10 protein-coding genes and 1 pseudogene are annotated in these 12121 nt (G+C 71.0%); 2 read left to right on the top strand and 9 right to left on the bottom strand.

Annotation, left to right across the window (positions count from 1 at the left end):
* Positions 1 to 4 precede the first annotated feature (4 nt).
* Positions 5 to 1306 (bottom strand): ABC transporter substrate-binding protein, encoded by a 1302-nt coding sequence (locus ACWGDB_RS30935; RefSeq protein ID WP_453825447.1) that lies wholly within the window; start codon positions 1304 to 1306, stop codon positions 5 to 7.
* A gap of 221 nt (positions 1307 to 1527) precedes the next feature.
* Here ACWGDB_RS30935 and ACWGDB_RS30930 point away from each other — a divergent pair, with 221 nt between their 5' ends.
* Positions 1528 to 2574, top strand: a complete 1047-nt coding sequence (locus ACWGDB_RS30930; RefSeq protein WP_453825446.1) for a LacI family DNA-binding transcriptional regulator — start codon at positions 1528 to 1530, stop codon at positions 2572 to 2574.
* Between the two features lie 10 nt (positions 2575 to 2584).
* Here ACWGDB_RS30930 and ACWGDB_RS30925 read toward each other — a convergent pair whose 3' ends face one another.
* The 4 genes and pseudogenes from ACWGDB_RS30925 to ACWGDB_RS30910 all read right to left on the bottom strand — a co-directional run bounded on the left by ACWGDB_RS30925 (position 2585) and on the right by ACWGDB_RS30910 (position 7692).
* Positions 2585 to 3142, bottom strand: a complete 558-nt coding sequence (locus tag ACWGDB_RS30925; RefSeq protein ID WP_453825445.1) for a hypothetical protein — start codon at positions 3140 to 3142, stop codon at positions 2585 to 2587.
* On the bottom strand, positions 3142 to 4245 hold the full coding sequence (locus tag ACWGDB_RS30920) for a serine hydrolase domain-containing protein (protein ID WP_453825444.1): 1104 nt from the start codon (positions 4243 to 4245) through the stop codon (positions 3142 to 3144). The genes ACWGDB_RS30925 and ACWGDB_RS30920 overlap by 1 nt, the downstream gene beginning before the upstream one ends.
* Before the next feature lie 69 nt (positions 4246 to 4314).
* Positions 4315 to 5827: pseudogene (locus tag ACWGDB_RS30915) on the bottom strand (alpha-L-fucosidase).
* A 29-nt stretch (positions 5828 to 5856) separates the two neighbouring features.
* On the bottom strand, positions 5857 to 7692 hold the full coding sequence (locus ACWGDB_RS30910; protein WP_453825443.1) for a family 20 glycosylhydrolase: 1836 nt from the start codon (positions 7690 to 7692) through the stop codon (positions 5857 to 5859).
* Between the two features lie 249 nt (positions 7693 to 7941).
* Between ACWGDB_RS30910 and ACWGDB_RS30905 the strand changes: the two genes are divergently transcribed.
* Complete coding sequence (locus ACWGDB_RS30905; RefSeq protein WP_453825442.1) at positions 7942 to 9285, top strand: amidase; 1344 nt, start codon at positions 7942 to 7944, stop codon at positions 9283 to 9285.
* Positions 9286 to 9312: 27 nt separating this feature from the next.
* Here ACWGDB_RS30905 and ACWGDB_RS30900 read toward each other — a convergent pair whose 3' ends face one another.
* The 4 genes from ACWGDB_RS30900 to ACWGDB_RS30885 form a co-directional block, all read right to left on the bottom strand.
* The gene (locus ACWGDB_RS30900) at positions 9313 to 10512 is read right to left on the bottom strand and encodes an SGNH/GDSL hydrolase family protein (RefSeq protein ID WP_453825441.1); all 1200 of its coding nucleotides are present in this window, start codon (positions 10510 to 10512) and stop codon (positions 9313 to 9315) included.
* Between the two features lie 44 nt (positions 10513 to 10556).
* Positions 10557 to 11135 carry a TetR/AcrR family transcriptional regulator gene (locus ACWGDB_RS30895; RefSeq protein WP_453825440.1) on the bottom strand — a complete coding sequence of 193 codons (579 nt, stop codon included), beginning with the start codon at positions 11133 to 11135 and terminating at the stop codon, positions 10557 to 10559.
* An 81-nt stretch (positions 11136 to 11216) separates the two neighbouring features.
* A complete protein-coding gene (locus ACWGDB_RS30890) occupies positions 11217 to 11699 on the bottom strand; it encodes an N-acetyltransferase family protein (RefSeq protein ID WP_453825439.1) in 483 nt (160 codons plus the stop codon).
* A 71-nt stretch (positions 11700 to 11770) separates the two neighbouring features.
* The gene (locus ACWGDB_RS30885; protein ID WP_328420641.1) at positions 11771 to 11944 is read right to left on the bottom strand and encodes a hypothetical protein; all 174 of its coding nucleotides are present in this window, start codon (positions 11942 to 11944) and stop codon (positions 11771 to 11773) included.
* Between the last annotated feature and the right edge of the window lie 177 nt (positions 11945 to 12121).

The raw sequence follows: 12121 nt of genomic DNA, 5'->3' as shown, positions 1-12121 counted from the left end.
TGGATCAGCCCTGCTGCTGAAGGAGCCGGTTACAGGCCTCGACAGCGTTGTCAAGAGCTTCCTTGGGGCTCTCCTTGCCCTGCAGGGCCTTGGCCACCTCGTTGCGCAGCTCGGTCTTCATCTGCTCGCTGAACAGCACGGGCGTGTAGTTGACCGCGTTCTTCAGCGACTTGGCGGCGGCGACCCGCACGCGCGTCTCGTCGGTGCCGTCCTCCTTGGTGAAGTACGGGTCGTCGAGGGAGCCCGCGGTGCTGGGGAAGATCGCGACCTGCTTGGCGAACGACATCTGGTGCGCGGCGTCGGTGACGTAGTGGGCGAAGGCGACCGCGGCGGGCGCACGCTTCGTCCGCGCGTTGACCATCACGCCCATCACGTACATGTTCACGTGGCCGGTGCTGGTGATCTGATCCGTGATCCCGATGTTCTTGTACAGGTTCGGCGCCTGCTTCTTGAAGTTGCCGAGGTCCAGTGCGCTGCCGGGGTTCATGGCGACCGCCCCGGTGAGGAACTTCTTGCCGGACGACTCGGGGGTGGCGGTCAGCGCCTGCGGGTCGAGGGCCTTGGCGTCGTACAACTCCTTGTACTTGGTGAGGAGTTCGACTCCCTTGGCGTCGTTGAAGGTGAAGGCGGTGCCCTCCTTGTTCATGAGCTCGACGCCGTAGCGGCCGAAGTCCTCGACGGTGGGCACGTTGGCGAGGGTGGCGACCTTGCCGTCGGTCTTGTCCGCCATCTTCAGGGCAGCGTCGAAGACCTCGTCGTACGTCTTCGGCGGCTGCTCGGCATCGAGTCCGGCCTCCTTGAAGAGGGACTTGTTGTAGAAGAGCGGGCCGGTGTTGAGGTACCAGGGGAAGGCGTACGTGCCGGTCGTGCCCGGTATCCGGTGGCTGGCCCAGGCACCCTCCAGATACTCCTTCTTGTACTGGGAGGCGGCCTTGTCGAGGTCGAGCGCGAGGCCCGCCTTGGCGAGCGGGGCGACCAGGTCCGGCGAGACGTTGACGACGTCCGGGAGGGTGCCGCCGGCGGCGTCCGCGCTGATCTTGTCGGCGTAGCCCTCGGCGGGCTGGTCGATCCACTTCACGTCGGTGCCGGGGTACTTCTTCTCGAAGTCGGCGATCAGGCCCTCGAAGTAGGGCTTGAAGTTGGCGCGGAGGTTCCAGGTCTGGAAGGTGATGTCGCCCTCCACCTTGCCGGAGGCGTCTGCGGTGCCGCTGTCGCCTCCTCCCGAGCCGCAGGCACTGAGCGGCAGGACGACACAGGCGGCGAAAACGGCGGCGAGGGCTCTGCGGGGACTACGGGAAACGGGCACCGTGAACCGTCCTCCTTAGCGGGCGGGTTGGTCGACGAGGCAGACCCTGCACGCCGCCCCACGGGCCCGTCAATGGCTCTTGCGGAGCTAATTTCATTAGTGACTAATGCGCATTAGGGTCACCGAGCTGAACCGCATTAGGTTCACGGACCTGAACCGTATTAGTGCATACTGCTCCGGGAATGAGTCGTGGGAATGTGCCGGCGGAATGGGGAATCGCCATGTCAGGCAAGCGGTCACCGGCCCGTCGGCCGACGATGAAGGACATAGCGCGGCACGCGGGGGTCTCGCAGAGCGCGGTCTCCTTCGCGCTGAACGGCCGGTCCGGCGTGTCGGAGGAGACCCGCGACCGGGTGCGGCGGGTCGCCGAGGAACTGGGCTGGCGGCCCAGTACTGCAGCCAGGGCGCTGTCCGGGGAGGGCGCGGCGACGGTCGGCTTCGTGCTGGCGCGTCCGGCCGACACGTTGGGGGTGGACTCGTTCTTCCTCCAACTCGTCTCGGGCATCCAGGAGGTGCTGGCGGAGCGGCATCTCGGGCTGCTGTTCCAGGTGGTGGAGGACGTCGCCGACGAGTGCGCGGTGTACCGCCGCTGGTGGGCCGAGCACCGGGTGGACGGTGTCCTCGTCGTCGACCCGCGCACCGACGATCCCCGTCCCGACCTCCTCGACGAACTCGGCCTGCCCGCCGTGGTGATCGGCGGCGCTCCCTACGACCGCCATCCCGGGCTCTCCACGGTCTGGGCGGACGACGCGGGAGCGATGGCCTCGGTCGTGGACGGCCTGTACGCCCTCGGCCACCGGCGGATCGTGCACATCGCCGGCCTGCCGGGCCTCGCCCACACCGAACGCCGCATCCGCACCCTGCGCGCCGAGGCCGGGCGGCGTGGCCTGACCGAGGTGAAGTCGGTGACCACCGACTACTCCGACGCCGAGGGCGCGGCGGTCACCCGCCGGGTGCTGGAGGACCCGGCTCCCCCGACCGCGCTGATCTACGACAACGACGTGATGGCGGTGGCCGGCGCCGCCGCGGCGGCCGAACTCGGCTTCGCCGTGCCCGCGGACGTCTCGGTGGTGTCCTGGGAGGACTCGGCACTGTGCCGCATCGTCAGGCCATGGCTGTCCGCCCTGTCCCGGGACAGCGTGGAGTTCGGCCGCACGGCGGCACGTGAACTGACCGCCCTGCTGGACGGGGGGTCGGCACGGGCGGTACGGGTGCCGGTGCCGCGGCTGATCGAGCGGGGGAGCACGGGGGTGGCGCGGGGCGCGTGAGCCCACGCACCTAGGTCAGCGGCCGACCGCCGAGGCCGGTCCGGTCGGCGCCGCGAGGTGAGAAGGTCATCGGTCCGATCCATCCGTGCCGGATGAGGGCGACTTGGGACGGCAGCGGTGTCACGGGATCGACGGGCCGGCCACGTGACCAGTTCGCGAACAGCCCCTCGGTCGTCTCGACGGCGGCCACCACCATGGTCACCTTCAGGTCTCCGTCGCTCCAGGTGTTCCACAGGGCCCAGCCCTCCGGCCTGGGCTCCACGCCGATGCGCGCGCACACGTCCTCGTACGTCTCCTCCACCCAGGCCGGCATGGTCCCCGGTCTCAGCACGGTGGCTCCGGCGAGTCGGACGGTGGGCCGGTCCTCCTCCAGGCAGCCGTCACCGCTGAAGTGGTAGTGGCGCAGAGCCCGAGCGAGGGCGTTCACGCTGCGTTGCAGAGGTGTCGAGCCTTGCGGGTCCTCCAGGTACGAGAGCCAGCCCTCGTCGGACGCCGCCGCCCGGACACGGCCGGCCAGGCGCTCTATCTCGCGGAGGTAGTCCTGATCACTGAGCTCGCGGGACGTCATCAGTGCAGCCCCTGCAGCCCTTCGTACGCGGCGGTCACGATCTCCATCCCCCGGGTGTCCTCCGCGGGCTCGCGCATCTGCTGCGTCACGTACGCCACCACCATCCGGCTGTCGGGCTCGATCATCACGAGGGAGCCGCCCCAGCCGCCCCAGCCGTAGGCGCTGCCGAACAGGCCGTAGCCCAGGCCCCACCGCATCGGCATGCCGAGGACGCGGTCGTCGCCGGCGAACTGCTCCTGCCGGGCGCGGTCGCAACCGGCCCGGGACAGCAGCCGGACCCCGTTCACCTCTCCCCCGCAGGCCGGCAGCGACTGGACCGACGCCACCGAACGGGCGTTGCCGAAGCCGCTCGCCGCCGGGATCTCGGCGCGGCGCCAGGCCAGGCTGTTGCCGTCGCGGACACGGACGCCGTTTCCCGCCTCGGAGCCCGTGGGGTTGTCGGGCGCGCTCGCCGCGTAGTCCTCGCCCTGCCCCGTCGGCGGGATCGTGCGCGCGACCCGATGGTCGTGCTCGGCGGCCAGTCCGATGTGGAAGTCCGCGTCCAGCGGCCCGGTCACCTCCTCGGCGAGGAACTCGCCCACGCTGCGACCGGTGATCCGCCGTACGACCTCGCCGACGAGGAACCCCTGGGTGAGCGAGTGGTACCCGGCCGCCGCGCCGGGCTCCCATCGCGGGGCCCGCGCGGCGAGCCGTGCCGTGGCGGCGGGCCAGTCGTACAGCTCCTCGACCGGCCCGTCCCAGTCGGGCAGACCGGCGGTGTGCGAGAGCAGGTGCCGTACGAGCACCTTCTCCTTGCCCGCCGCCGCGAACTCCGGCCAGTAGCGGGAGACCGGTGCGTCCGGGTCGAGCTCGCCGCGGTCGGCCAGGACGAGGGCGCACAGAGCCGTCATCGTCTTGGTCACCGACCAGACGTTGACGATCGTGTCGCGCTCCCACGGGACGGTGCGCCCGGCGTCCGCGAAGCCGCCCCAGACGTCCACGACCGGCTCACCGTCCACGAAGACCGCGACCGAGCCGCCCGCGTCCCCCGCGTCCAGCGTCGCGGCCAGCGCGTTCGGCACAGCGAGGAACAGGTCGTCGTACGTGCCCTGAATGTCGGCCATGAGCCCTATCCAGCCCGCGCCGTCCCGTCCCGGTCAACCGGTTTTCGGGCTCCTCGACCCGTACGGCGGTCAGATCCGCGACCGGTACAGCCCGAACTCCACGATGCGCACCGCGGCCCGCGAGCCGGTCACCCGTACCCGCCACCGCCGCGCCCGCACCGGAGCCGCCAGCAGCAGAATGCGACTCGCGCCGATCGCCCCCGCGCGGGTCACCTCCGCCCAGGCACCGTCCCGCTGGGCCTCGACGACGAAGCTCTCCACCTGCTGGCCGTGCCGGATGTCCTCCGCCAGCCGGATCCGGTCCACCTCCCGTTCGCGGCCGAGGTCGACGGTGACCCGCCCCGGCGACGCGGTCGTACGGCCGTCGCGCGCCAGGTCCTGCGGCAGCTCGCGGTCCACGCGCTCGCGGAACTCCCGCAGCCGTGCCACGTCAGCGGCCGGCAGCAGGCCGTCCGTGTCCGGCGGGATGTTGAGCAGGAGCACCGAGTTGCGGCCCACGGACCGGAAGTAGATGTCCGTAGAACCAGCCGTCCCGGATGGAGACGTCGCATTCGGCCGGCCACCACTGCAGGTGGTCGGCGACGGGCCGAGCCTGCACCAGTGCCGCACGGCTGCCCATGTCGGGGGCGTCGTACGCGAGGGCGTAGTCCGTCCGGCCGTAGTCCTTCTCCTGCACCGGTACGACGCTCCACTCGTCCTCCCGGGCCAGCCCGCCCTCGTTGCCGACCCACCGCACGTCCGGGCCGGACACGGCGACCACGGCGTCGGGCGCGAGCGAGCGGACGAGGGTGTACCAGCTGTCCCAGTCGTACTTCTCCACCTTGTCCGGCGGGATGCGGCCCTGCGCCCCGTCGAACCAGACCTCGTCGATCGGGCCGTACTCGGTGAGGACCTCGTAGAGCTGGTTGAGCATGTGGGCGCCGTAGTCGGTGGCGGGCAGGGTGTACGTCGGTGCCGCCGCCGGGGTGCGGTCGTCGGCCTCGACGGGGGTCGGGACGATGTGGTCGGTGCGGGCGCTGCCGTTGGCGTACACGCCGTGCAGGTACTGGTTCTCGTCGGCCGGTGAGATGTAGACGCCGACCTTGATGCCGTGCCGGCGCATGGAGTCGGCGAAGGAGCGCAGCACGTCGCCCCGGCCCTCGCGCCAACTGCTCGAGGCCACCGAGTGGCCGGTGTAGCGGGACGGGTAGAGCACGAAGCCGTCGTGGTGCTTGACGGTGAGGATGGCGAGCCTGAAGCCGCCGTCGCGCAGGGCGCGGGCCCACTGGTCGGTGTCGAGGCCGGCCGGCTGGAACACGTCCGGGTCCTCGTCGCCGGTGCCCCACTCCAGACCGGTGAAGGTGTTCACTCCGAAGTGCAGGAACGCGGTGCGCTCCAGCCGCTGCCAGGCGATCTGCCGTGCGGTGGGGCGGACTTGGGAGGCCTTGCGGACCAGGTCGGCCTCGGTGTCGTCGGGGCTGACGGGGATGCGGTAGCGGGCATCGGTCGAAGCGGCGGCGGGTGCCGCGAGGGCGGGTCTTGTCGCGCCGGTCGCGGCGAGGACAGCGGCTGTCGCGACGAAGACGCGTCGGGAAACGGCCATGGGACGGCTCCTCGGGTCGGGTCCTCGGGTCAGGTGCTCAGGTGCCATACGGCGGGCGTGTGCCGGTCGGGCGGGTACTGCACGAGCCGGCTGTCCTCCGCCACGCTCAGCGCCATCCGCGTGATCGCGTTCACGAGCCGGTAGCCACCCGCCACGGGTTCCAACTGCCAGCGCTGGAGGGTGCTTTGCGCATCGCATGCCTGGGGCGCCGCCTCCACTCCGGGCTGCAGCGGCACGTTGAGCGTGAGCTTTCCGCCGCGCACCTCGAGGCAGCCCTCCGCGGACCGCAGGGTCACGTAGCCGTCGGCGGTGCGCTTCACCTCGGCGGCGAAGGACCGGCCGGGCGTGCGGAAGGTGTACGATCCGTCCGCCACCGGTACCCGCGTCAGGTCCCGCCACCCCGGCGCGTGCCCGACAGTCGTACCGCGCGCGGTGAACTGGGCGTAGGTGGCGTCGGGGTGCGGTTCGCCCCAGGTCGCCTGGGCGATGTGCCGAAGGGCGGGCCACAGGGCGACGGCGACCTCGTTCTCGGTCTCGCCGCGGCCGTTGTCGGGCCACAGGCTGATCTTCGCGCCGGTGATGCCTGCACGGGAGGCCAGCTTCTCCCCCTCGAAGCTGCGCGGGTCCCAGCTCTGGTCGTACAGCCCCTTGGTGTCGCTGTGGAAGCCGCCGCGGACCAGGTAGAGGGCGTAGGCCGCATTCATCAACGGATACCCCTGGTCGCGGAGTCGGCTCGGTTTCACCGCCACGTTCAGCCAGTGCTCGACCGTCGTTCCGGCGGTCACCGGGACGGTGTTGGCTCCGGTGAGCCCGTCGTTCCAGATGCGCAGCTTCCTGCCCTTGGCCGCCGCGTAGGTGTGGACACGGTTGACGAAGTCGATGAACGCGTCCTGCGGTGTGGCGTCCGGGCCGTACTTGTCCTGCGCGTACTTCAGGATCTGCGGGTACTTGGCGAAGTCGGAGCCGAGCATGTACTCGTCGGCTCCCATGTGCCAGGAGGTCGCGGGGAAGACCTCGGCGTACTCGTCGATCAGGCCGGCGTAGTAGGCGAAGGCCTCCGGCCGGGTGATGTCGAGACGCGAGGGCTGCCTGTTGCCGTCGGAGTCGGTGAGCTGGAGATCCGGGCGGTTCTCGATCCACGGGTCCATGTGCCCCGGGGAGTTGATCTCGGGGATGATCTCGACGTGGTACCGCTTGCCGAGGGCGACCAGGCGGCGGATCTCGTCCTTGGTGTAGTAGCCCCAGCTGTTGGCCTCGGGGTGGGCCTCGCTCTTCACCTTCAGTTCGAGGAGCAACTGGTTGAGCTTGTGGTACGCCATCTCGCGGACGAGGTTCTCCAGCCACGGCATCGAGATGTTGATGTAGCAGGCACAGACGCCGACGCCCCGCTCCTTGTAGCGCGGTACGTCGACCGTGCGGCCGGCCGGGATCCGGTCGCCCTGGGCGAGGAGCTGGAGGAGGGTGCGGGTGCCGTAGAAGGCGCCGGTCTCGGTCGCCGCGGTGATCGAGAGCCGCTTGTCCGCGTGGAGTCGGTAGCCCTCCGCGCCGAGGGAGGTCCGGGCGGGCGCGACGTCGATAACGATGTCACCGGTCCGGGCGCCGCCGCGCACCACGGGAACCCTGCCGTGGCCGTCGTCGTCGAGGTCGTCGGCCAGGGTGCCGGCGACCCGCCGCTCGGTCGCGCTGTCGGCCACCAGGCGAGTGGAGCGCCCGTACGTGTAACTGCCGGGTGCCGGCGTCCAGTCGGCCAGGGCCGGCACCGTGACCGGCGCCCTCTGCTCGTCCTCCGCGAGCGCCGGCACCGGGGCCGCGAGCAACAGCATCAGCGCCGCGAGGACACTGAACGATCGCCAGCGTCTCCTCATGAGGCACCCCCATTCATCGGATGTCTGATGATTGGGCGGGCCCCAGAGGCTGTCAATGGGATGCGGCTGGCGCCGAGTTGACTGATTGATCGGATGATGCGCAGGTCAGCGGGGTGGTGTCGAGGAGAGGCGCTGTGAAAAGTCCAAGAAGACCGTCCCGAATATCCAAGCCGGGCGACCTCTCGACGCCGGGCCTGCCGCCGGGCAGAGTTCTCCTACATACTCGCGAGTAAGCACCGAGGAGCGCCCGTGACCAACTGGGTCGGCCGGACCGCCGCCGAGATAGCCGCCGCCGTACGCGAGAAGCAGGCCACGCCCCGTGAGGTGGTGGCCGAGCACCTGGCCCGGATCGAGCGGCTGGACGGCCGCGTCGGCGCCTTCCGGGTGGTCCGGGCGGAGGCGGCGCTCGCCGAGGCCGACGAGGTGGGCTCGCGCGCCGACCTCGCCGAACTGCCCCTGGCGGGCGTGCCGGTGGCCGTCAAGGACAATCTCGCGGTGGGCGGCGAGTCCAAGCGCATCGGCTCCGCGGCCACGCCGGACACGCCGGCCGCCGACGACCACGTCACCGTGGCCCGGCTGCGGGCCGCCGGCGCGGTGGTCGTGGGACTGACGAACGTGCCGGAGCTGTGTGTCTTCGGCACCACCGAGGGCGTGCATGGCACCGCCCGCAACCCGTGGGACACCTCGCGCACGGCGGGCGGGTCGTCCGGCGGCAGCGCGGCCGCGGTCGCCGCGGGCATGGTGCCGATCGCCCTCGGCAACGACGGCATGGGCTCCCTGCGCATACCGGCGGCCAACTGCGGCCTGGTCACCATCAAGCCCGGCACCGGAGTGGTCCCGGCCGGCGTGAGTGACGGCGACTGGTTCGGCATGTCGGAGAACGGCCCGCTGGCCACCACGGTCGAGGACGCGCGCCTGATGCTGTCGGTCCTCGCGGACACCGAGGTCGTGGGTCCGGCGGCGCCCGGCACGCACAGGATCGCCGTGTCCCTGCGCAGCCCGCTCGCCGGGGTCACCATCAGCAGGCCGTACGCGACCGCCGCACGCGACGCCGCCGGGCTGCTGATCAAGGCGGGTCACCAGGTACGACGCGCCGACCCGCCGTATCCCATGTCGCTGGGGGTCACTTCCCTGACGCACTGGACTGCGGGCACGGCGGTGGACGCGCAGGGCCTCGACCCGGCGCGACTCACCCGCCGGACCCGGGTTCACGCCGCCGTCGGCAGGCATTTCGTCAACCGGGTGCGGATCGGCGAGAGCCGGGAGCAGCTGCGCCGGCGGCTGGAGCCGTTCTTCGCCGAGTACGACGTGCTGCTCACCCCGGCCCTGGCCCGCCGCTCCCCCAAGTCCGAGCCCTGGCACGAGCGGGGCTGGCTGCGCAACATCATGGCCAACACCAACTACTCGCCGCTGACCCCGCCGTGGAACCTCACCGGCTGGCCCGCGATGTCGATCCCGTTCGGCACACTGCCGTCCGGCGCCCCCTGTGCCATACAGCTGGTCGGGCGTCCGGGCGCGGAGGCGGAGCTGCTGGCGCTGGCGGAGCGGATCCAGGAGCTGCGTCCTTGGCAACGGACGGCGCCGCTCGACTAGGTCCCGTGCCGATGGACGGCCGGACGGCTATGCGGCGCCATCCTGTGAGGCCGCCGCCGCGAAGGGCCCGTCGCCGGTGAATGCCCGCTGCGCGAAGCGTTCGCCGATGCGGCGGTGGGTGGTGGCGTCGGGGTGGAGGTCGTCGGGCAGGGGCAGCTCCGCGGAGTCGGCCTCGCCGTAGAGGTCGCGGCCGTCGAGGTGGTGCAGGTGCGGATCGTCGGCCGCTCGCTGCTTCACGATGCGGGACAGCTCGTCGCGGATCACGCCCAGCGTCAGCTTGCCGCTCGCGCGTTCCGCCGGGTCGCCCATGGCGACGAACTTCAGCCGGCCTCGGCCGAGACCGCTGAAGTCGGGGGCGCAGGGGCCCGGTGTGTCCTCGTGGATCGGGCACAGGATCGGCGACACGACCAGCAGCGGTGTCGTCGGATGGCCTTCACGGATGGTGTCGAGGAAGCCGTGGACCGCGGGACCGAACGCGCGCAGCCGCATCAGGTCCATGTTGACCAGGTTGATGCCGATCTTCACGCTGATGAAGTCGGCCGGGGTGTCCCGCATGGCGCGGGCGGTGAACGGGTCGAGCAGGGCGCTGCCGGCCAGCCCCAGGTTGATCAGCTCCACGCCGCCGAGGGTGGCTGCGAGCACGGGCCAGATGCCGGTGGGGCTCGCGGCGTCGGAGCCGTGGCTGATCGAACTGCCGTGGTGCAGCCAGACCTTGCGGCCCGTGTCGCGCGCCGGCTCGACGGGGGCATCGGTGCGCAGGGCGATCAGTTCGGTGGTCTCGTTGTGCGGCAGCCAGATCTCGACGTCCTTGTCGCCGTCGGGCAGCCCGGTGAAGCGAACGGTGCCGGCCGGGCCGGGCCGGTCCTCGGCGGTCCCGGCCATCATGTCGATGGTCACGACGTTGCCGCCGGTCACGCTGCCCTGCCCGGCGGGGCGGCCGTCGACGATCAGGTCGTACACGCCGTCCGGGCGGGGCGGGGCGCCCACGTAGCTGCGCTTGGTGCGCAGTGCGTCCAGTTCGACGGCGGTGGCACGGGTGCGGAAGACCAGCCGTACGCCGGAGGGCTGTGACTCTGCCATGGCCAGCTGCTCGTCGGTGTTCTGGGCGCGGGCCCGCGCGGGCAGGCGGTGCGGCAGTACGCCCTGCTCGGTGAGCTCGACGTCGAGGGCACCGCGCAGGAGATCGGCGGTGACGGGCGTGGTGATCCAGTCGTGCGGGGTGTCCATGTCCTCAGCGTCCTTGTTCTGGGCCTGTGTCCTCGGCCTGTCGGTCAGGAGGTGGGCCCGGTGGGCCAGTTGCGCAGCAGGGCGTCGAGGGCGTCGAGGATCCGGATCCAGCTCTCCTCGGAGTCGGGGGCGCTGTGACTGAAGCCGCCCGCCGACTCCAGGCTGGAGTAGCCGTGGAAGACGCTGCCCAGCAGCCGCACGGCGTGTGTCGCGTCCGGCTCCGTCAGGTCGTAGCCGCGCAGGATGGCCCGGGTCATCTGGGCGTGCCGGGCGCCCGCGCCGGCGGCGGCCGCCTCGGGGGCGAGCCGCATCCGCGCGGCGGCGGAGCGGCCGGGGTGCTCGCGCTCGTAGTCGCGGTAGACGTTCGCGAAGGCGACCAGGGCGTCCTTGCCGGCCCGCCCCGCGATGGCGTCGGCGGCCCGGCCGGCCAGTTCCTCCAGCGCGAACAGGGCGATCCGCGTCTTGAGGTCCTGCGAGTTCCTCACATGCGAGTACAGGCTCGCGACCTTGACGTCGAACCGCCGGGCCAGCTCCGACGCGGTGACCTGCTCGAAGCCGACCTCGTCGGCGAGCTCCGCACCTGACCGGACCAGACGTTCCGTGGTCATCCCTACGCGCGCCATAACCACCCTCTCGCTTACCATAAGCGAGTATGCACTTACCTAAATCATTTAGGCAAACAGGGGACCCCTTATGACGCCTGGCTAAAGTGCCTTGTACATGATGTGCAGCCCCACGCGGCCATGCCGCGGATGATCGAACGCGTCCGGAACCGTGCCGAGGATCGTGAAGCCGAGGGAGGTCCACAGGCGCACGGCCGGGTTGGTCTCGACGACGGCGTTGAAGACCATGCCCCGATAGCCGTCGGCTTTGGCCGCGGTCAGGATGTACTCGGCGAGGAGGCGGCCGATGCCGCGGCCGCCCTGCTCGGGGTCGACCATGAAGCCGGCGTTGGCGATCCGGGCGGCGGGGCCACCGTAGTTGGGGGTGACGTAGGCGGAGGCGACGACCGATCCGGAGCCGTCCTCGACGACGTAGACACGTTTGGCCGGGTTCATCCACAACGCCCGGGCGGCGTCCTCGGAGGTGTCCGGGTCCCATGTGTAGGTCTCACCGGCGGCCACGATCCGGTGCCAGAAAGACCAAATCCGCGGCCAGTCGTCGGCCGCGGCTTCTCTGATCAGCATGGGCGTGAGTCTCGCACGCCCATGCGGTCGGCAATCGCGAAGGGTTCTGCCCCTTCAGTCGACGTCGGACGTCAGTCGACGCTGGGCAGGATGTGAGGCTCGGCGAGGTCGTCCTCGTAGCCCGCCAGGCGGATGGGGGCGGACCTGGCCCACACATCGAGACTGCCGATCTCGTTCGACCGGCGGCCCGCGCGCTCCGTGCGTTCCTTGGGGCGCTGTTCGCGATTCGTCTTCTCAGGTGTCACCGCGCACTCCTTATGTGTCGGATCACCCTCGGGGCGGGCCGAGCCCAGTCTGCGGTCCGGTACCTGACGCCCGCTCGGGTCATACTCAAAGTCGGCTCGGACGCGGTGGCGCCGGTAACTGGTGCTGAGAGCAGGCCGTTGTGCACCGGCTTGTCCCGGGACGGACCATGGGTGTGG

It is taken from the genome of Streptomyces sp. NPDC055013, from assembly GCF_053608645.1.
Note: the sequence above shows the minus strand (reverse complement) of the source record. Positions and strands in the feature narration are given on the sequence as shown.